At 58.3% G+C, this 20,831-nt stretch carries 18 protein-coding genes; 13 read left to right on the forward strand and 5 right to left on the reverse strand.

The window, feature by feature from the left end; genetic code table 11:
• The first annotated feature begins 84 nt into the window (after nt 1-84).
• Nucleotides 85-1,428 carry a PQQ-like beta-propeller repeat protein gene (locus tag BCF46_RS12280; protein WP_121024685.1) on the forward strand — a complete coding sequence of 448 codons (1,344 nt, stop codon included), beginning with the start codon at nt 85-87 and terminating at the stop codon, nt 1,426-1,428.
• 50 nt (nt 1,429-1,478) lie between these two features.
• A complete protein-coding gene (gene der / locus BCF46_RS12285) occupies nt 1,479-2,951 on the forward strand; it encodes a ribosome biogenesis GTPase Der (RefSeq protein ID WP_121024687.1) in 1,473 nt (490 codons plus the stop codon).
• A gap of 154 nt (nt 2,952-3,105) precedes the next feature.
• Here the strand turns inward: der and BCF46_RS12290 are convergent, their stop codons facing one another.
• The 3 genes from BCF46_RS12290 to pyrC all read right to left on the reverse strand — a co-directional run bounded on the left by BCF46_RS12290 (nt 3,106) and on the right by pyrC (nt 6,640).
• Nucleotides 3,106-4,620 carry a replicative DNA helicase gene (locus tag BCF46_RS12290; protein ID WP_121024689.1) on the reverse strand — a complete coding sequence of 505 codons (1,515 nt, stop codon included), beginning with the start codon at nt 4,618-4,620 and terminating at the stop codon, nt 3,106-3,108.
• Nucleotides 4,621-4,867: 247 nt separating this feature from the next.
• Entirely contained in the window at nt 4,868-5,542 is a 675-nt protein-coding gene (locus BCF46_RS12295) for an orotate phosphoribosyltransferase (RefSeq protein WP_121024691.1), read from the reverse strand.
• A gap of 63 nt (nt 5,543-5,605) precedes the next feature.
• Complete coding sequence (gene pyrC, locus BCF46_RS12300; protein WP_121024693.1) at nt 5,606-6,640, reverse strand: dihydroorotase; 1,035 nt, start codon at nt 6,638-6,640, stop codon at nt 5,606-5,608.
• 171 nt (nt 6,641-6,811) lie between these two features.
• Here pyrC and BCF46_RS12305 point away from each other — a divergent pair, with 171 nt between their 5' ends.
• The 5 genes from BCF46_RS12305 (at nt 6,812) to BCF46_RS12325 (ending at nt 12,797) form a co-directional block, all read left to right on the forward strand.
• Entirely contained in the window at nt 6,812-7,132 is a 321-nt protein-coding gene (locus tag BCF46_RS12305) for a DUF4156 domain-containing protein (protein WP_211332813.1), read from the forward strand.
• Between the two features lie 131 nt (nt 7,133-7,263).
• A complete protein-coding gene (locus BCF46_RS12310; RefSeq protein WP_121024696.1) occupies nt 7,264-7,491 on the forward strand; it encodes a hypothetical protein in 228 nt (75 codons plus the stop codon).
• A 299-nt stretch (nt 7,492-7,790) separates the two neighbouring features.
• A complete protein-coding gene (locus BCF46_RS12315) occupies nt 7,791-8,822 on the forward strand; it encodes a glycosyltransferase family 2 protein (RefSeq protein WP_245990099.1) in 1,032 nt (343 codons plus the stop codon).
• Nucleotides 8,823-9,990: 1,168 nt separating this feature from the next.
• On the forward strand, nt 9,991-11,082 hold the full coding sequence (locus tag BCF46_RS20195) for a glycosyltransferase family 2 protein (protein WP_425454425.1): 1,092 nt from the start codon (nt 9,991-9,993) through the stop codon (nt 11,080-11,082).
• 65 nt (nt 11,083-11,147) lie between these two features.
• On the forward strand, nt 11,148-12,797 hold the full coding sequence (locus tag BCF46_RS12325; protein ID WP_121024700.1) for an ABC transporter permease: 1,650 nt from the start codon (nt 11,148-11,150) through the stop codon (nt 12,795-12,797).
• 51 nt (nt 12,798-12,848) lie between these two features.
• Here BCF46_RS12325 and BCF46_RS12330 read toward each other — a convergent pair whose 3' ends face one another.
• Nucleotides 12,849-13,871, reverse strand: coding sequence for an extracellular solute-binding protein (locus BCF46_RS12330; protein WP_121024702.1), 1,023 nt, complete (start codon nt 13,869-13,871; stop codon nt 12,849-12,851).
• A 171-nt stretch (nt 13,872-14,042) separates the two neighbouring features.
• Nucleotides 14,043-15,263 (reverse strand): acyl-CoA dehydrogenase, encoded by a 1,221-nt coding sequence (locus BCF46_RS12335; RefSeq protein WP_121024704.1) that lies wholly within the window; start codon nt 15,261-15,263, stop codon nt 14,043-14,045.
• Between the two features lie 110 nt (nt 15,264-15,373).
• Here BCF46_RS12335 and BCF46_RS12340 point away from each other — a divergent pair, with 110 nt between their 5' ends.
• The 6 genes from BCF46_RS12340 to BCF46_RS12365 all read left to right on the forward strand — a co-directional run bounded on the left by BCF46_RS12340 (nt 15,374) and on the right by BCF46_RS12365 (nt 20,771).
• Complete coding sequence (locus BCF46_RS12340) at nt 15,374-16,285, forward strand: AAA family ATPase (RefSeq protein WP_121024706.1); 912 nt, start codon at nt 15,374-15,376, stop codon at nt 16,283-16,285.
• Between the two features lie 59 nt (nt 16,286-16,344).
• Nucleotides 16,345-17,028, forward strand: coding sequence for a hypothetical protein (locus tag BCF46_RS12345; protein WP_121024708.1), 684 nt, complete (start codon nt 16,345-16,347; stop codon nt 17,026-17,028).
• 8 nt (nt 17,029-17,036) lie between these two features.
• Nucleotides 17,037-18,287, forward strand: coding sequence for a vWA domain-containing protein (locus tag BCF46_RS12350; RefSeq protein ID WP_121024710.1), 1,251 nt, complete (start codon nt 17,037-17,039; stop codon nt 18,285-18,287).
• A gap of 66 nt (nt 18,288-18,353) precedes the next feature.
• Complete coding sequence (locus tag BCF46_RS12355; protein ID WP_121024712.1) at nt 18,354-18,818, forward strand: DUF1203 domain-containing protein; 465 nt, start codon at nt 18,354-18,356, stop codon at nt 18,816-18,818.
• Nucleotides 18,808-19,773 (forward strand): XdhC family protein, encoded by a 966-nt coding sequence (locus BCF46_RS12360; RefSeq protein ID WP_245990103.1) that lies wholly within the window; start codon nt 18,808-18,810, stop codon nt 19,771-19,773. Before BCF46_RS12355 ends, BCF46_RS12360 begins: the two co-directional genes overlap by 11 nt.
• Complete coding sequence (locus tag BCF46_RS12365) at nt 19,773-20,771, forward strand: molybdopterin-binding protein (protein WP_121024714.1); 999 nt, start codon at nt 19,773-19,775, stop codon at nt 20,769-20,771. The genes BCF46_RS12360 and BCF46_RS12365 overlap by 1 nt, the downstream gene beginning before the upstream one ends.
• Nucleotides 20,772-20,831: the final 60 nt, after the last annotated feature.

Below are 20,831 nucleotides of genomic sequence, written 5' to 3' on the forward strand. Positions count from 1 at the left end.
CATACGGGCGTTGCCCGAGACAGACCAGATGACCGCGCGCGAAACAGCGCGGCAGAATAGTACGAGAGAGGGTCAGCAGGGGCTATGGGCTTGAGATTTTCCAAGACGTCACTGACGGGCGTGGCGATGTGCGCAGTACTGGCGCTAGGCGCATGCGGCGAAGACGAGTTGGTGCTGGATGGCGAGCGCTATGACATCCGCGCGCCGCTGCCGGGCACTGATGGAGCCGTTGGCGTCGGGGGACGCGAGGCGAACCTGACCAAAGAATTCCGCGGACCTGCACAAGTAAACCATTCCAGCTGGACCCATCGCGGCGGCAATACGGCCCACAAGGTAGCCCATCCCGCGCTGAACGCGACGCTTACACCGATCTGGACCGCCAATATTGGCAAGGGCAACAGCCGCAAAGCACGTATCACCGCTGATCCCATAGTCGCCGGCGGTCGGGTGTTTACCATGGACAGCGCGTCGACTGTTGTTGCCACGGGCTCAGACGGGGCCACATTGTGGAGCCGTGCATTGATCCCTGCCACGGACAAGGATGGTGATGCCACTGGCGGCGGATTGTCTTTTGCAGACGGCACTATTTACGCAACGACAGGCTTTGGCGAGTTGTTCGCGATCGAGGCCACCTCCGGCGCAGTGAGGTGGCGCCAGAAACTGGACGCGCCGCTGACATCTGCACCGACTGTCGATGGTGATTTGGTCTACGTGGTCAGCCGGGACAGTCAGGCTTGGGCGCTCGACACGAAACTGGGGCGCATCAAGTGGCAATTGCCCGGTACTCCGTCCAATTCTGTGATCAACGGCGGGGCTGGCCCCGCAATCGCGCCGCGTCTGGTGGTGTTCCCGTTCGGCTCCGGCGAGTTGGCCGGGGCGTTGAAGAAGTCGGGAATCCGCGTTTGGGGATCCTCGGTGGCCGGGCAGCGCAAGGGCGTTGCTTATGCCAGCCTCTCCGACGTAACAGGCGATCCGGTGATCGTTGACGGTGTGATCTACGCGGCCAACCAAGCTGGACGTGTCGTGGCGATGAAAGCCTCCTCAGGCGAGCGCATCTGGACGGCAAATGAAGGCGCGTACTCACCTGTCTGGCCTTCCGGTGACAGCGTATTCCTTGTCTCAGACCGCAACGAGTTGCTGCGCCTTGATCTGGCAACCGGCGAACGTATTTGGGGTGTGGAACTGCCATATTATACGCAACGCAAAATTCGCAAACGTGACGAAATCTATGCGCATTTCGGTCCTGTGCTGGCAGGTGGTCGGCTTGTGGTGGCCTCCAATGATGGCCAAATCCGCAGCTATGACCCTGCAACGGGCGCACTTGTCGGCACCACGGCGCTAAAGGGCGGCGCTGCGTCGGCACCAGCAATCGTCAACGGCACGCTCTACGTGATGACGGCTAAGGGACAACTCGCCGCTTTCCGTTGACGGCATTTGCCTGTATGACGCGCCTCTGACCGATCACCGGAGCTATTGTCATGTCTTTCACCCTCGCCATTGTGGGCCGTCCCAATGTGGGCAAATCCACGCTGTTCAACCGTCTGGTGGGCAAGCGTCTGGCGCTGGTCGATGACCAACCGGGCGTTACCCGCGACCTGCGGGAAGGGTCGGCGCGGCTGGGGGATCTGAAATTCACCATCATCGACACCGCCGGTCTGGAAATGGCCACTGATGAGTCGCTGCAAGGCCGGATGCGGATGCTGACCGAGCGCGCGGTGGAAATGGCTGATGCCTGCCTGTTCCTGATTGACGCCCGTGCGGGCGTGCTGCCTGCCGACGAGATTTTCGCGGACATCTTGCGCAAGAAAAACGCCCACGTTATCCTCGCCGCCAATAAGGCGGAAGGTAAAGCGGGCGAGGCGGGGTTGATGGAAGCCTATTCCTTGGGCCTGGGCGAGCCGTTGGGCCTGTCCGCCGAGCATGGCGAAGGCATGGCCGATCTGACATATGTGCTGCGTCCGCTGATTGATTTGGCCGAGGAAGAGAATGAGGACTACACCCCCGAAGTTGACGTTGATCTGACCGATGTTGACGAGGAACATGATGAAGACGAAGTGGTTGAATACATCCCTCCAACACCTTCTAAACCCTTGCAAATTGCTGTTGTTGGGCGGCCCAATGCGGGCAAGTCGACCCTGATCAACAAGATCATTGGCGAGGAGCGATTGCTGACGGGGCCGGAGGCGGGAATCACCCGTGACGCGATTTCCGTGATGACCGATTGGTCCGGCACACCGATGCGGATTTTCGACACGGCGGGGATGCGCAAGAAGGCCAAGATTCAGGACAAGCTGGAAAAGCTGTCGGTGTCCGACGGCTTGCGCGCGGTGAAATTCGCCGAGGTCGTGGTGGTACTTTTGGACGTGGATATACCGTTCGAGCAACAAGATTTGCGCATCGCCGATCTGGCCGAACGCGAGGGCCGAGCGGTGGTGCTGGCCGTCAACAAGTGGGATTTGGAAGGCGACAAGCAGGACAAGCTCAAACAGCTGAAAGAGCAGTTTGGACGCCTGTTGCCACAACTGCGCGGCGCGCCGCTGATCACCGTGTCCGCGCTGACGGGCAGGGGATTGGAGCGTCTGCACGACGCTATTTTGGAAGCACACCAAGTCTGGAACCGCCGTGTCAGCACCTCGGCGTTGAACCGCTGGCTGGTGGGAATGCTGGAGCAGCACCCGCCGCCCGCACCGCAAGGCAAGCGCATCAAGCTGCGCTACATGACGCAAGTGAAGGCCCGTCCGCCGGGATTCGTGGTGATGGCCTCGCATCCTGATCTGCTGCCTGCAAGTTACTCGCGGTATCTGGTGAACGGTCTGCGCGAGGATTTCGACATGCCGGGCACGCCGATCCGCCTGTTCATGCGTTCGCAAAACGAGGACAATCCGTTCAAAGGACGCAAGAAAGCGCCGCCGTCCAAGCTGCGCAAGCATATCGACGGCCGCAAGAAGTAGGTTTGAAAAGCCAGAACCGCCGCTGGGTTGCGGCGGTTCTTGGAAGCCTCTCACCTGCTATATGTTAAGAGGGTTTTCCTGGAATTAGAGCAGGACGGACTGGCTTCTATCAATATCCATACCACAATTTTAGCTGAGTCGCATCTGTTGAGTTCTAAAACTCGCCGCCACCTTCGCCCGCGCCGTCCTGCCATGGCTTGATCAGGTTGCCAAAGCGGGTAAACCGACCTTCGAATGACAGCTCGACCGACCCGATGGGGCCGTGGCGCTGCTTGCCGATGATAACCTCGGCTTTGCCGTGGCAATGCGACATCTCGTTTTGCCAGTTCGCCATTTTTTCCAGCTCGTGGTCGGCGGGCTTCTCACGCTCTTTGTAATACTCCTCGCGGTACACAAACATCACCACGTCGGCATCCTGCTCAATCGAGCCGGATTCGCGAAGGTCGGACAACTGCGGGCGCTTGTCTTCGCGGCTTTCCACGTTCCGTGACAACTGGGACAGGGCGATTACGGGGATTTCGAGTTCCTTGGCGATGGCTTTAAGGCCTTGGGTGATTTCCGATACCTCGTTCACACGGCTGTCTTTGGCGGTCGCAGGGCGCACCAGTTGCAAGTAGTCGATGATCAGCACGTCCAAACCATGGGTCCGCTTCAGGCGGCGCGCGCGAGCGGCGAGCTGCGAGATGGGCAGGGCGGGCGTGTCGTCGATGAATAACGGGCAGGATTCGAGCGCCTTGGCGGCTTCAACGAAGCGGCGGAACTCGGTTTCGTTCATGTCACCGCGGCGGATTTGCTCGGACGGGACTTCGGAGGCTTCCGACAACACACGTGCCGCAAGCTGCTCGGCGCTCATCTCGAGCGAGAAGAACCCGACGGAGCCGCCTTCAATCGCCCCCTCGGTGCCGTCATGTGTGATGCCTTTTTTGTAGGCCTTGGCCACGTTGAACGCGATGTTGGTCGCCAGCGAGGTTTTCCCCATAGAGGGGCGTCCGGCGAGGATCAAAAGGTCGGAGCGATGCAGTCCGCCAAGTTTCTTGTCCATGTCGATCAGGCCAGTGGAGACACCCGCAAGCCCGCCTTCGCGTTGGTAGGCGGCGTTCGCGACCTCGACTGCGTCAGTGACGGCTTTCAGGAAGCTTTGGAACCCGCTTTCGGTCTGGCCCGCCTCGGCCAAGGCATAGAGTCGCTGCTCTGCCTCAACGATCTGGCTGACCGGATCACTATCGGTTTCAACCTTGCCGGCTTTCAAGGCAATTTCTTGGCCTAGCTCGATCAGCTCGCGGCGGATTGCGAGATCATAGATCATTTGCGCATAGTCGCGGGCGGCAAAAGCAGAAATCGATGCACCTTGCAGGCGGACCAGATAGGCGGGACCGCCCAGTTCCTGCAGACCTTCATCATCCTCAAAATAGGGTTTCAGAGTGACAGGGGATACCAGAAGGTTTTTGTGAATCCGCGCGGCAGCGGTTTCGTAGATTCGACGATGAACGGGATCGAAGAAGTGCTCGGCCGTGATGACGGAAGCGACGCGGTCGAACACGTCATTATTTGTCAGGATTGCGCCTAAAAGCTGTTGTTCAGCTTCGATATTATGAGGCAAAGCCCCGCCCGCATCCACATGCACAGATGCGCCTGGCCCCGCGTTTAGCGCCGTACTCAGATCGTTCATTACAGTCCCCTTGTCCCTGGACAAGACCAATGACGGATCACGACAAGCGGATCAATCTGGATATCCTGTGGGTAACTTTTGTGTAGTAAGATTAGGGTTTATATTGCGGCTTGGAAGCCGCTTTCGTCAACATGTGGGAAATAATTCTCAACTTGACCGATTCTCTTAACGCGACGGCAACCTTACGCGAGTCTCAAAAATCGAAAGGTGCGCAGTGGCGGATTTTTGCACGGTCGACTGCGATTCGTCAGCTATGCGCCGCCTGCCATTCGGTTGGGTTGCGCAGGAACTTTTCGACTTCGGTTAAGGTTTCCTCGTCGAAGGTATTTTGCTCCTTGGCCACGTCCAGAACATCCCACCACGTGCACAGCGAATGCAGCGCAATGCCATGTCCGCCCAGAACGTCACGGGTATCGGGGAAGATGTCGTAAAAGAAGATAACTGCGGTATGGGCGCAGGTCGCACCGGTTTCGCGGATCGCTTCGACGAAACTGATTTTAGAGCCGCCATCGGTGGTCATGTCCTCGACCAGCAGCACGCGCTGGCCTTCGGTCATTACGCCCTCAATACGGGCATTGCGACCGTAGCCCTTGGGCTTCTTGCGCACATAAGTCATAGGCAGCTCAAGGCGCTCGGCAACTAGCGCGCCGAACGGGATGCCTGCGGTCTCACCGCCTGCGATGTTGTCGAACGCCTCGAAGCCTGCGTCGCGCATGACGGTGCAGGCGAGAAAATCCATCAATGTGGTGCGGATGCGCGGGAAGGAGATCAGCTTGCGGCAATCGACGTAAGTCGGCGCCTTCTTGCCGGATGCGTGGGTGAATGGCTCGCGCGCGTTGAAATGGACGGCGCCGACTTCCAGCAGCATGGAAGCGGACAGGCGGGCGATTTCTTCGCGGCTGGGGTAGGTGGTCGGGATCATGTGGGCGGTCCTTGTGGCGTAGGTCGGAGCCTCCGGCGGAGGTATTTATGAAGCAATGATAAGTTAGGTGACGCTCCAATGCAGCGGCATTTGTGGGTCGAACACGGTGACGTCCCCTTGGGGGGTGGCGATATGGTCGGGATAGGTGACCGGATCGCCCTTTGTAAGCGTAGTGGTGTCGGTGTTGGGAAGCATGCGGTAGAAGGCCGGACCGTTCAGCGACGTAAAGCTCTCTAGCTTGTCCAGCGCGCCTTCCTTCTCGAACACTTCCGCAAGGATCGACATCGTGTTGGTGGCGGTGAAGCAACCCGCGCACCCGCAGGGTAGCAGCTTGTTGGCGTCGGTATGCGGGGCTGAGTCCGTACCAAGGAAGTAGCTTTTGTCGCCGGATGTTGCGGCCTTGAGCAGAGCGAGGCGGTGCTCTTCACGCTTGGCGACAGGCAGGCAGTAGTAGTGCGGTTTGATGCCACCAGCGAGGATGTGGTTGCGGTTGATCACCAGATGGTGCGTCGTGATCGTCGCCGCCAGCGTGTCGCCGCCCTCGCGCGCATAGTCAGCGCCTTGCTTGGTGGTGATATGTTCCATCACCACACGCAGGCCGGGCACCGAGCGGCGGATCGGGTCGAGCACGGTGTCAATAAAGACGGCCTCGCGGTCGAAGATGTCCACGTCGGGATTGGTGACCTCGCCATGGACACAGAGCGGCAGGCCGATCTGGGCCATGTTCTCTAGGACGCGCTGCACCTTCGAGAAGTCCGCCACGCCAGAGGCGGAATTGGTGGTGGCCCCTGCAGGGTAAAGCTTAACCGCATGAATCAGCCCGATCTCGGCGGCGGCGCGTAGGTCTTTGACGTCAGTTTCCTCGGTCAAATACAACGTCATCAATGGCTGGAATTTTGAGTTGTCCGGTTTGGCCGCCATGATCCGGTCGCGGTACTCGGCGGCGTCTTTGGCGGTAACAACGGGGGGGATCAGGTTGGGCATGATAATCGCGCGGCCAAAATGCCGGGCGGTTTCGGGCAGGACTGCCTTCAACATATCGCCGTCGCGCAAGTGCAGGTGCCAGTCATCGGGTCTCGTGATGGTCATGCTGGTCATTGGGTCCCCCATATTCTTGGGCGGTGACTAACGCTTTGGCGCGACCAAGACCAGAGGGGGCGGGGCTGTTGGTGTAAATAGCCGCGGCTATTTGGGCGGGAAACAGCGAGTGCGCGGCATATCTGCAATTTTGGGATGCATGACGCAGTGCGTGTGTTAACGATGGCTCAAATGCTCGACCACAAGAGTTACGAGGTACAGATGAAGCGCGCAGTTCTATTCGCGGCTATGTTGGCCGCATGTACACCCACGATTTACGATGTCTCGGGCGTGACCGAGAGCAACGCCGCTGACGTAGCGGGTTGCCGGTTCATCGGCAACGTGCGCGGTATCCCTGCCGTATTTGGGCCGTTGAAGGATATTGGCCTGAAAGATGCCCGCCGTGCGGCGAAAGTGAAGGCCAAAGAAGTTGGCGGCAACACGGTTGTCTTCGAGGCTATCCCCGAGGTTGCGGAAGTCTATGACGTTCCCGCGAAGGTCTATTCATGCTGATCAAAGCCGCGGCTTAGGGTTGCGTGTGCCGCAATGCAGCAATGCGAGATTGTCGGTCGTCCGGTGCGGACGTAGTTCCTATATGAGTTGCAAGGCGAGTGTTTAGGCTTGCATGCAAATGGAGACGCGCCATGGCCAATATCAGCCACGCAATACACAACTCGTTCTATGATCGAGTCGGTGACTTCTTTATGTCGCTGCTGAAGGCGATGGATCTGGCAGGAAGCGCCAATGCTCGCTTCCGTGAGATGGAGCATTTGAACACCAGATCCGATGCTCAACTTGAAAAGATGGGACTGCGCCGCGAAGAAATTGCGCAGCATGTTTTCCGCGATATCTACTACGCTAAAGCGGCTTAGAGCCCGACCAGACTTTACATAATCGAATTAAACAGGGCACCAACGGTGCCCGTTTTTGTATTTGCGGACATGTTTTGCGATACAACGGGGTGTTTCTAGTCCGGCTTGGTGCGGGCGGGGATGCCTTTGAAGCGGTGTGGAGATTTCAGGTGTCAGCCCCTTGATCTGCCGCTCTTGCGCCGAGTTATTCTTTGCGACCTGTCTATGAATGTTTCGATTCTCGCGAGCGACAGTTTAAAACTCAGGGAAAAGCGATTCGTTGCACGTCGAGAACGGGTCAAAAGAGCAGCAGGCATCATATGAAAATCACACTCGTCACCACCATGCGCAACGAGGGGCCACATCTGCTGGAATGGATAGCCCATCACCGCGCGGCAGGCGTGAGCGATTTTCTGGTCTATACCAACGATTGCGAAGACGGCACCGAAGCGCTTTTGGATCTGCTTCCCGATGTGACCCATGTGCCATTGGACGATGGCAAGAAGCCACCGCAATGGCGCGCGCTAAGGGCTGCTTGGGATCATCCCGCCGTGGCCGAAGCCGATTGGGTCGCGTGCATGGATTGTGATGAATTTATTAATTTGGGTAGTGGGCTGAAGTCCATTCCCGACCTGATATCCAAAGTTGATGCGGATATGATCTTGTTACCTTGGAGGCTATTTGGTCACGCGGGGAAGGTCGACTTGTCACAGGATTTGACGATTGGACGCTTCACCCGCGCAGCGCCGGAAAACCTGCTCTATCCGGCGATCGGCAGCTATTTCAAATCCCTGTTCCGACGTGATGGCCCATTTCGCCAATTGGGTGTGCATCGCCCCAAACAAAAGAACCCGGATCGCCATGATCTGCCGCGGATCGTGGATGGCTCTGGCGTGCCGGTCGCAGAGGGACTTGCCGCTAATGACGGGCAGATCATGTTTTGGGGCGCGCCGATTGCCCGTGATTTAGTGCAGCTGAACCACTATTCCGTCCGGTCGATTTCGGAGTTCATCCTGAAACGGGCGCGAGGCCTGCCAAACCACCAGCAAAAGCAGGTGGATTTGACCTATTGGGTGGAACGTAACTTCAACACTGTCGAAGACGATACGATTGCGTCAATGGCACCTGCGACACGTTCGATGATGCAAGAATTGCTGGCATTGGACGGAGTGGCTGACACGCAAGCTGCCTGTCGCGCATGGCATCGACAGCGCTTTGATGAACTGATGCAGGACCCAGATACGTTAAAGCTATACGGTCGGTTGCTGCTCTCAGAGGGCTCTGCGCACTTGCCAGACGTGGTGGCGCTTGACCTGATCAGGCGGTATGGACAGGTTCATGGCTCAAACTGACATCTACCAAAAACGCGAACTGAATACTGTTGAAGATCGAGGTATTGTCGCGCTTGATTGCATTGGTTGGGAAAACCCTGTTGGTGGCATGTGGCTGCGCGTTTTCTTTAAATCCGGCACAGCTTGCGATCTGTTTGACCCCAAGCCGCGCGAGGGTTGCGCCACATTTAGTGAACTGCGAACGATCAATGGTGCTCCGCTGTTGGCGGGTATGTCGGAGGTGTCCTCCGATCATATTCAGATAGCCTTGAAAGAGGGGCAATTGACGCTTCCTGTTCAACGCCCTGAGACCGACCTTTTTGAAGATATGAACGTCTGTATGCTAGAGCGCAACGGCGAGCCAATTGAGGTGGTCGAAGAGTGGATGCGGTACCATGTGACCGGGCATGGGCTAAACGCGGTACTCATGCTGGATCGCGAAAAACCGAACAATGAAAAGGGTTTCGAGAAGAAACTTAAAGTTCTTGCGGCTAAGATCGGGCTGAAACGTCTAGTCCATGTGAAGTCGGCAGTTCCGCTGGGTGCGGAAGACCTGCCACCGGCTTCGCATCCGTTCAACGCCCCCGACGCGCCGGGCAAAGACCGGATGGATAATCTGCCCGTCGATCCTCAAACTTCCCCCTTGGCCGAGCTATCGCTTTATGAATGGGCGAAGTGGCGCTTTCTGTCGCGCGCGCGCGCTGTGATGAACATTGACCTGATGGATCTATTGGCGTTGGAGGCACAGCCGTTCAAGGCGGTGCATGACAGCTCGGTCGGGGTTATTCAGCTTGTTGGTCAGCGCGTTTACCCATGGCGTGTGCGGCCGAAGAAGCAGCCGAAATTTGGCGATCACATCTGTCGCCAGTTTGACAATCCGCGCGCCAATCGCCGCTGGTGTCTCGCGCCGTCTCGGGTGGGGCGCGACAAGGTTTGGCGCTTCGTGCGCGTTGTCGATGCGGAGCCGCAACCTGATGAAACCATGGGGTTTCTAAGGGCAATGGCGATCAGGCATCCGAAACACAACGCCGCCGAGTTGGTCCCAAAAACTTCGCTTATCGAGGACGAATATCTTTTAGCGATGGCCCAAGATATTTGGGACCACAAACCCGTCCGCCCACCTGAAAGCAAGATGGAAGAGCCCGCAGGTAAGGCCATTGATGGTGGCCGCACAGTTATCGTGACCTGTATGAAGAACGAGGGGCCGTTTATCCTTGAATGGATCGCTTTTCACCGTGCCATCGGAGTCGATGATTTCCTTGTCTACACCAACGATTGCGACGACGGCACGGACGAGTTGCTGGACCTGCTACAAGAGCGTGGCATCGTGCAGCGTCGAGATAACAAGTTCGCGGGCACTGACCTGAAACCACAACACTGGGCGCTGGACGCCGCGGACGGCGAAGACGTATTCAAGAACGCGGGCTGGGCTATTTCGATGGATGTGGACGAGTTCATCAACATCCATGTGGGCGATGGCAAGTTGGACGATTTGTATAAGGCCGTCGGCGACGCCAACATGATTTCGCTGACGTGGCGGCTGTTTGGCAATGCGGATATACATGAATACAAAGACGAATTCCTGATCAGCCAGTTCACCGAATGCGCGCCAGAGCTGTGCCGAAAACCGCATCAGGCATGGGGGTTCAAGACGCTGTTCCGCAACATTGGCATCTACAAGAAGATGGGCGTGCATCGTCCAAAAGGCCTGAAGCCTGACCTGTGGGACAAGATCAAATGGGTGAACGGGTCGGGCCAGCCGATGCCGAAGAAACTGATTCGCAACGGCTGGCGCTCGACCACGGACAGCTACGGGTACGATCTGGTGACGTTGAACCATTACGCCGTACGCTCTGCCGAGAGCTTCTTGGTCAAGCGTGACCGTGGGCGGGTGAACCATGTGGATCGGGATCAAGGGCTAAGTTATTGGTTTCGAATGAATAACAACTGGGAAGAGAATGCCTCGGCCCAAACCAAACTGCCGCTGCTGCAAGCCGAGTTTGACCGCCTGATGGCCGATCCCGAACTGCGCGCCGCGCATGAATATTCGGTCGCCAAGCACCGCGAAAAGATCGAGGAGTTGAAGGCGACGGAGAACTATTCCAACTTCTACAACGACCTGACCGGCCCACGGATGGAGCGCCTGTCGCGGATGCACAATTATTTCGGGGCAAATGTGTTTCTCGCCGGCCCCGATGTGATCCCTGACGAGGTCGCGCTTAAAGACGACATCCCCGAGGATTTCTTCTTCACCGTCGAGAAGGTCAAAACGACGCATTAGTGCCTGAGCGTTTTTGTAGGCCATCCCTTCCCATCACCAGCCTGCGATTGTAGAGACGGGGTGCAATGTTGAAGCTGAACCGCCCCCGTCAGACCATCACCGGTCCCAAAAGCCTGCGCCGCGCGGCGGTAGTACTCGCGACCGTGTGCCTGCTACCGATGATCGCCGTTGCCTTGGCTGCGTTGACCGGAGGGAGCGAGACGCTGGAGCATCTCGCGGATACGGTGCTGGAGCGTTATACGGCCACCACCGCCTTGCTGGTGCTGATGGTGTCCATCGGAACGCTGATGATCGGCACGGGTGCTGCGTGGCTGGTGACGATGACAGAGTTTCCCGGTCGCAAGCTGCTCGAGATCGCTTTGGTCATTCCACTGGCATTCCCAGCCTACGTGCTGGCCTATGCCTACACCCATTTGCTGGACCATCCCGGCATCGTGCAATCTACACTGCGAGATGTGACCGGCTGGGGCGCGCGGGATTACTGGTTCCCTGAAATACGCTCTTTGGGCGGGGCGGCGGTCATGCTGATCTTGGTCTTGTACCCCTATGTCTACCTGCTGGCGCGAGCCGCGTTCCTGCAACAAAGTGCGACGTCCTTTCTGGCCGCACGCGCCTTGGGGAAGAAGCCGTGGCAGGCCTTTCTGCGCGTCTCCATTCCAATGGCGCGGCCCGCGATTGCGTCGGGGGTCTTGCTGGCGGTGATGGAGACGATCGCCGATTTCGGCACCGTTGCCTATTTCGGTGTGCAAACCTTCGCGACAGGCATTTACACGAGCTGGTTCTCGCTGGGAGATCGGGCAGGGGCGGCGCAACTGGCGCTTGGCATCTTGATGGTGGCGCTGGTTTTAGCGGTGCTGGAGCGGTCCAGCCGTGGACGGGCTAAATACCACGACAGCTCCAAACGCCAAGAACCGATGGCGGCAATCGAACTGGAAGGCTGGGCGAAATGGGGCGCGATGGCGCTGTGCGCGATTCCAGTGATCTTTGGTTGGGTCGTGCCGGGTGCGGCCTTGCTGATTATGGGATTTGGCAGCGAGCAGAACCTGTTCTCGCCGCGCTATGTGTCGTTTGCTTTGAATTCGATCACGCTTGCGATGATCGCGGCCTTGGTGACGCTCGCCGCGGCGGTAACACTTGGATATTTGCAACGCCTTGATGACGGGCTGTTGTCGCGTTTGTCCACGTCGATTGCGCGTTTGGGCTACGCCGTGCCCGGCGGGGTGATCGCGGTGGGGCTGATGGTGCCGTTCGCCAATTTCGACAACGCGCTGGATGCGTGGATGCGGGCGACGTTCGATATCTCGACCGGATTGCTGATCACCGGCTCTATCTGGTTGCTGATCGCGGCCTATATGATCCGCTTCCTTGCCGCAGCTTTGGGCGCCTATGAGGGCGGACAGGTGGCGGTGAACGCGAATATGGATATGGCCTCGCGGGCTTTAGGGCAGACGGCATTTGGGACTTTGCGCCGCGTGCATTTCCCGATCCTGCGGCCCAGCCTTTTGACCGCGCTTTTGATCGTGTTCGTGGACGTGATGAAGGAACTTCCCGCGACCCTGATCCTGCGCCCGTTCAACTATGACACGCTGGCGGTGCAGGCGTATCGCCTGGCCTCGGACGAGCGGTTGGAGGGGGCGGCGGTGCCATCTTTGGTGATTGTCGCCATCGGGCTGCTGCCCGTCATCTTGATCTGCCGCCAAGTCCGCCGCAAATAAAAAGGCGCGGAGGTTTCCCACCGCGCCTTGGAGTGTTTGTGGGGGCGGGGTTTATTCCCAACCAACCTGATTGAATATCTCAAGTGCCACTGGCAGCTTGGTCGCCACGGCAGATAGATCCACCTCGTCAGCCTTGAATTCCCCCAGCTTCTGAACAGCCGCGTTGCCCTTGAAACCCGCAACGACAGGGTATTCGTCATTGCCGTCCGCGAAGTAGCTCTGCGCTTGCTCGGAGACGAGGTATTCCATGAACTTCACCGCGTTTTCGCGGTTTGGTGCATGCTTGGCAATACCAGCGCCGGACAGGTTCACATGCGCGCCGTTGCCGTTCTGGTCCGGGAAGACCCAACCGATACGTTCGATGTCAGCGGATACGCCGTCCACATCGGTGCGGATCGCACGGGCGAAGTAGTAGGTGTTGGACACTGCGATGGCACATTCGCCAGAGACGATGCCACGCAGCTGATCGGTGTCACCGCCCTGTGGCGCGCGCGCCATGTTGTCGACGACGCCTTGCGCCCAAGCTTTGGCGGCTTCCTCGCCTTCATGCTCGACGATTGAGGCCAGCAGAGTCTGGTTGTAGGTGTTCGACGAGGACCGGATGCACACCATGCCCTTGTAGGCAGGGTCAGCAAGGTCAGCGTAGGTGGCGGGCGGGTTCGCGACGGCGGCCTTGTCGTAGAAGATGATCCGTGCGCGTTGCGACACGCCAAACCATTGGTTGTCACTGTCTTGCAGGTTGGCGGGGACGGCGGCTTCCAGCACGTCGCTGTCCACGGATTGCAGCACGCCCGCATCCTTGGCGCGCTTCAGGCGGGAGGTATCGACGGTGATCAAGATATCAGCCGGAGAGTTTGCGCCTTCCGCCTTCATGCGGGTCAGCAGTTCGTCTGCCTTGCCCTCGATGCGGTTGATGGTGATGCCTGTGGCCTTGGTGAAGTCGGAATAAAGACGCTCGTCCGTGTCGTAATGGCGGGCCGAATAGAGATTCAATTCATCGGCGGCAAGCGCAGGCAGGGCAGCGCCAAGGGTGGCGGCCAAGATCAACGGGAAGGTTGCGGTTGTTTTGGTCATTTTTAGCGATCCAGTTTGGGTTGGTATTTCTTACTGTTTTGATTGGTTACTACATCTCACGAGGGATGCAAGTGTTTCCGACTAAAAAGATCAGAAATAACTTTTGACCGCCTAGAGAACGAAAAAGGGCGGCCAAGCGACCGCCCCGTTTCAAGCTCTAATGTTTAGCTTTTAGAAAAACGCCTGAAGCCCCGTGACCGCGCGGCCCAGAATCAGCGCGTGGACATCATGCGTGCCCTCGTAGGTGTTCACTGTCTCAAGGTTCAGCATGTGACGCATGATCTGGTAGTCTTCCTGAATGCCGTTGCCGCCATGCATGTCGCGCGACATGCGTGCCATATCCAGCGCCTTGCCACAGTTGTTGCGTTTGACCAGCGAGATCATCTCGGGCGCGGCGCGGCCCTCGTCCATCAGGCGACCAACGCGCAAGGAGGCTTGCAGCCCCAGCGAAATCTCGGTCAGCATATCTGCCAACTTCTTTTGATAAAGCTGTGTTTGCGCCAATGGTTTGTTAAACTGCTTGCGGTCCAGCCCGTATTGACGCGCAGCATACATACAGAACTCCGCCGCCCCCAAAACACCCCAGGAGATGCCGTAGCGTGCTCGGTTCAGGCAGCCGAACGGACCTTTCAAGCCTTCGACATTCGGCAGCAGGGCGTCTTCGCCCACGGCCACATCTTTCATCACGATCTCACCGGTGGTGGAGGCGCGCAAGGACAGCTTGCCGCCGATTTTCGGCGCGGACAGCCCGTCCATGCCTTTCTCCAGCACGAAGCCGCGTATTTTTCCACCATGGGCCTCGGATTTGGCCCAGACAACGAACACATCCGCGAAGGGGGAGTTGGAAATCCACATCTTCGCGCCGTTCAATACGTAGCCGGTGTCAGTTTTTCTAGCGACGGTCTTCATGCCCGCAGGGTCGGAGCCCGCATCGGGTTCGGTCAGCCCGAAGCAGCCAATCAGATCGCCCGATGCCAAGCCCGGCAGGTATTTCTGGCGCTGCTCCTCGGAGCCATAGGCATAGATCGGATACATCACCAAGGAGGATTGCACCGACATCATCGAGCGATACCCCGAATCCACCCGTTCGATCTCGCGGGCCACCAGCCCATAGGTCACATAGGACGCGCCCAAGCCGCCGTATTGCTCCGGCACCGTCAGGCCCAACAGTCCCGCAGACCCCATGGCTTTGAACATGCCGGGATCAACGGTCTCTTCGCGGTAGGCGTCGATCACCTTCGGGGCGAGTTCGGTGTCGGCAAAACTGCGGGCCGCGTCGCGCAACATGCGCTCGTCTTCGGTCAGTTGGTCCTCGAGGCGGAAGGGGTCTTCCCAGTCGAAACGCGCCATGTCGGGGGCGTCTTTTGCAGAAATTTGGCGGGTGACGTTCATGGTGCAACTCCAAATGCAGCGTTTAGCTTAGACTATAGTCGCGCTTGGTGGGGGGCAATGCTTGACGGCGGTGATCCGAGATGCAGCTATGTCGCAACGAGGAGATATCAATGACGCAATTGCCTAGGTCCATCGACGAAGCCATCGCATTGCTTGCGCAGGAGAACTACATCTGCGGCAGGGCGCTGGCGACGGTGGTTTTCTTGTCGCTGAAGCTGGGTCGCCCGATGTTTCTGGAAGGAGAAGCGGGAACCGGCAAGACGGAGATAGCAAAGGCTATTGCCGCGTCGCTGGGCCGTCGCTTGATCCGGTTGCAATGCTATGAGGGGTTGGACGCGTCCTCTGCCGTCTACGAATGGAACTTCCCCGCGCAAATGGTGGCCATACGCACGGCTGAGGCCACGGGGACTACCGACCGTGAGGCGTTGCAAGCGGAACTGTTCTCTGACGACTATTTGACCGCTCGCCCCTTGTTGGAAGCGATGCAACCGCAGGAAGGTGGCCCACCGGTACTGCTGATCGACGAACTGGACCGCACCGACGCCCCGTTCGAGGCGTTCTTGATGGAGGCGTTGTCAGACTTCCAAGTCACCATTCCAGAGCTTGGGACGATCAAAGCCGCAGAACCGCCCATCGTGATCCTGACGTCGAACCGCACCCGCGAGGTGCACGACGCGCTCAAGCGCCGCTGCCTGTATCATTGGGTCGACTACCCCGATTTCGATCGTGAAATGGCGATCCTTCACGCCCGCGCACCCGAAGCGCAGGAAGCCCTGAGCCGCGAGATCGTCGGCTTTGTGCAACGCCTGCGCAAGGAGGACCTGTTCAAATCCCCCGGCGTGGCGGAAACCATCGATTGGGCAAAATGTTTGCTGGCCCTCGACGTCATTGCCATGAGTCCCGAAGTCATTGCGGACACGCTTGGGGCGATTTTAAAATACCAAGACGACATCCAGAAAATCCAAGGCTCCGAGGCCAAGCGCATCCTCGAAGAGGTTCGTGAGGAATTGGCTGACGCGTAAAACTGGCGCGAAATCTGTTTAAAGGATAGTCTTGAGACAGATTACAAAAGGAGGGGCCCATGAATTTCGAAGCCCTAGATGGCACCAAGCTAATTATTTTTATGATTGCGGGCGCAGCCTTTGCGGGGGTCGGGCTTTATTTGCTTCTGCGCCCAAAGGCTGAGGGAGCGGCTAAGATCGAACTTTTTGGGCTTAAATTTGAAAGCTCGTCCGCGGGCCTGCTGGTGTTTTTGGTCGGTGCGGCGTTTATGTCGTTGCCCCTGTTCGTGAAGGAACAGAAAGAGACAATTCCACTGATTACGCAGCCAAAAGCGCCCACGAACCGAGCTAACCCAAGCGATAAGCCTGGCGAGGTTTCGCCCGCTGATCCAGTTCTTCTCTCAGGTGCGAAAGTAGTTGAGGAGGTTGAACCGAACAACGAACAAAGTGCTCCAAACAAGATTCTACATGGGCAGCGCGTGAAAGGAGAAGTGTTCAAAGACGAGCCCGACTGGTTTGTTATGCCAGTCCCCGAGGGGGGCGTCCGGGGGGATCAGATTATGTTGAAGCAGGTGTCGGGAAAGGAAGTACGCCTTGAGGCGTACAACGCGCGCGAAGAGCACAAAGGGTGGATAAGAACGACCGACGGCGCGAGGTATCTTGAGATCAAAACCGACTTTGGCGACCGAATTTATTTCAAGGTGCATACGATATACTCGGCTGGCCCCAGTCGTTACGAACTCGCAGTGGTCCCCTCAGATTGATTGCCTCTATGCCCGAATGTCCGACGCTCAACATCCCCGAAGACGGCAAGCTCGCCGATAACATCACGTGGTTCGCCCGCGCGTTGCGCGCGGCGGGTATTCCGGTTGGGCCGGGCCGCGTTATTGACGCCATCCGCGCGGTGGAGGCCGTGGGGTTCACGCGCAAGCACGATTTCTTTTATGTTCTTCAAGCCTGCTTCGTCTCGCGACCAGAACACCGCACGACTTTCGCTCAGATATTCCGACTTTTCTGGCGAGACCCGCGCTATCTGGAACACATGATTGCGGCGTTAAGCCCGATGATACGCGGCGTCCAGGAAGAGCAGAAGGCAAAGCCCGCTGAGAAGCGGGCGGCAGAGGCGTTGCTGGATGGGATAAACCGCGAGATTGAACGCGAGGAGGAAGAGGGTGAGGAGACGGAGATCGAGATCGACGCCTCGCGCACGATGTCTGGTGAAGAAAGGCTTCGCAGCCTCGATTTTGAGCTAATGAGCAACGCCGAGATGGCGGCGGCCAAGCGGATGCTCGCTAAGCTGACGCTACCTGTGAAGCCGCTGGTTTCGCGTCGTACACGTCTTAGTCCGAACGGTCCCTTGATAGACGGCCCCGCCACGTTGCGCACCGCGATGCGCCATGGGGGCGAGATGCAGAGCTTTGCGTTGAAGGCGCGGCGCGAACGCTGGCCCAATCTCGTTGCGCTGTGCGATATTTCAGGCTCCATGTCGCAATATTCGCGCGCCGTGCTGCACTTCTTGCATGCGGTCAGCAACGAGAAGGGCGCGGGTTGGGCGAAGGTTCACGCCTTCACCTTCGGCACGCAGCTGACCAATATCACCCGCCATTTGGCCACCCGTGACGTCGATGCGGCTTTGGCCGCAGCGGGGGCTCAAGCTCAGGATTGGGAGGGTGGCACCAAGATCGGCACCTGCCTGCACCAGTTCAATCGCGATTGGTCGCGTCGGGTCATGGGCAACGGGGCGGTTGTTTTGCTGATCACTGACGGGTTGGACCGTGATGATCCCACCGCACTCGAGAAAGAGATGCGCCGTTTGCAGCTCACAGCCAGAAGGGTGATCTGGCTGAACCCGTTGCTACGGTGGGAAGAGTTTGCGCCGAAAGCACACGGTATCAGAGCTATGTTGCCCCATGTCGACAGCTTCCGAGCTGGCCACAATATCGCGGCGCTGGAAGATTTGGCTGATGCGATTTCGCGGCCGGATGATGTGGGCGAGAAGGCGCGGTTGATGGCGCTGCTTTAGCGCAAGGAGCGGGTCGCGTTTTCGTTCATCTAGCAAGCATAAAAGGCGCAGACAAAGGAGAATATCATGCGCTACACACCTTATGAGCAAGCTTTCGTCGATGCCGTACGGGCAGGTGGGCCTGACGCCAATGGCCAACCCGCAGAACACGCAATCAGCGACGGGCATGGCAAACCGTGTCGGTGCTGTCTTGCGCAAGTTCCCGACGGCGCCGCGATGCTTGTTCTGGCGGCGCGACCCTTTCCTGAGCCGCAGCCATACGCGGAATTGGGGCCGATATTCCTGTGTGCAAAGGCTTGTGCGCCGTATGAGGACGCAGGGGCACCGCCCATTCTGAAGAGTTCGCCAGACTACCTGCTGAAGGCCTATTCCTCAGACAACCGGATCATCTATGGCACCGGACAGATTACCACTTGCACGCAGCTCGAATCTTACGCCGCCACGCTTTTCGACCGCGCCGATGTGGCCTACATTGACGTGCGATCAAGCCGTAATAACTGTTTTCTGACAAGGATATATCGTGACGACTGACTTGAATGATATTCCGGCACTTGCACTGGACTGGCACCGCAATGGCGTAGGTGTCGCCATCGCGACGGTGGTTGAAACCTGGGGATCCGCCCCGCGCCCCGTCGGCTCGCAATTGGCGATTTCGGGGCAGGGGGACATTATGGGGTCCGTCTCTGGCGGCTGCGTCGAGGGGGCCGTCGTCGTTGAGGCCATGGATGCCCTGGAGGACGGAAAGCCGCGCCTTCTGGAATACGGTGTGTCTGATGATGAGGCCTTTGCCGTGGGTTTGGCCTGTGGCGGTACCATCCGCGTGTTGGTTGAACCTGTCGGCGCTGCGATTCCCGAGGATATGTTGGCCAAGCTGGTGGAGGCCCGTGCGGAGTCCATCCCGATTGCTTACACGGTCGACACCCAAAGCTGGGAGCGTGCATTGGCGGGGGCGGAGGCTTTTCCGGAACGCTTCCGGTCTGACAAATCCGGGTTTGAAGGCAGTCTCTTTGTTGCCATCCATAATCCGCCGTTGCGTATGGCCGTCATCGGGGGCGTTCATATCGCACAATGCCTGCTGCCCATGGCGCGCGCAGCTGGCTTCGCGCCAGTGCTTATCGACCCACGAGAGGCCTTTGCCAGCGCTGCTCGTTTCCCTGACACGGCGCTGGTTCATGATTGGCCGGATGCAGCGCTAAGCGCGTTCGACATCGACACGCGCACTGCAATCGTGACCCTGACCCATGATCCGAAGTTGGACGACCCTGCCATCCAAGCTGCGTTGAATTCGGATTGCTTCTATCTTGGCTGCCTTGGTTCCACCCGCACCCATGCCAAACGCGCATCGCGGCTGACGGAGGCAGGTTTTGACGAGGCACAGATCGGACGTATCCACGCACCCGTGGGCCTCGACATAGGGGCGAAATCGCCTGCGGAGATTGCAGTCAGCATCATGGCGCAAATTATCCAGACGTTACGGCAAGGCTGATGGAGTTCGGACCAGTCCCACCGCAGAATGCTCTTGGGGCAATCCTTGCCCATTCAGTGCAAATCGAAGGGCAAAGATTGCGTAAAGGATTGGTGTTGGAGCCATCCCACATTGCCCTGCTCGAAGCAGCAGATCTGTCCGAAATAACAGTTGCACGGCTTGGGGCTGACGATGTGCACGAAGACGATGCGGCTCTGGCTCTGGCGCTGGCTTTGGTGCCTGATGAATTGGGTGCTCACTTGCGGATTGGACCCGTCGGAACGGGGCGTTGCAACATCTTTGCGGTCGCCCCTGGTGTTGTTCAAATAGATGTTGAGGCCATTAACTCGCTAAATGCGATCCATCCGGTGATTACCGTCTCCACGGTGCCTAACCTGCACAGAATGGAGCAGGGCGGCATGGTCGCGACTGTTAAGATCATTGCGTATGGGGTGCCAAAACACGCCTTGGAGCAGGCTCAAGCTGCAGGCGACAAAGCGCTAAGTCTGGCCGTGGCAAGCGTGCGCCGTGCGAGCTTCATCGAAACCACGCTTGCTGCACCGGTGTCACAAAAAGGCGCCAAAGTTATCCGCAATCGGGTCAAGTCGCTTGGGGCGGTCATGGATGAGCCGGTGCGATGCCCTCACGATACTGCGGCCCTATCAGCTGCATTGCGTCAGGCCGAAGGGGATATGATCTTGATCCTCACCGCATCCGCAACGTCTGATCTGCGCGACACCGCGCCCGAGGCGGTCCGGCTGGCGGGTGGCGCGGTTGCCCATTTCGGGATGCCAGTGGATCCGGGAAATTTGCTTTTCATTGGTGATCTTGGCGGCAAGCCTGTGATCGGATTACCCGGATGTGCCCGTTCACCTGCGCTGAACGGGGCAGATTGGGTGTTGGAACGGCTGATTTGTGGCGTCCCTGTGAGTGCGCAAGATATCATGGGGATGGGCGTAGGCGGACTGCTAAAGGAAATCCCAAGTCGCCCGCAGCCCCGCAACCCGAAGCGAAGCTAACAAAGAAAAAGCCCCGACGGCCAGCAGGCCATCGGGGCTTTCAATTAAAACAAGGTGCAG

The organism is Litoreibacter meonggei (genome assembly GCF_003663885.1).
In the GTDB taxonomy this organism is placed as follows: domain Bacteria; phylum Pseudomonadota; class Alphaproteobacteria; order Rhodobacterales; family Rhodobacteraceae; genus Litoreibacter; species Litoreibacter meonggei.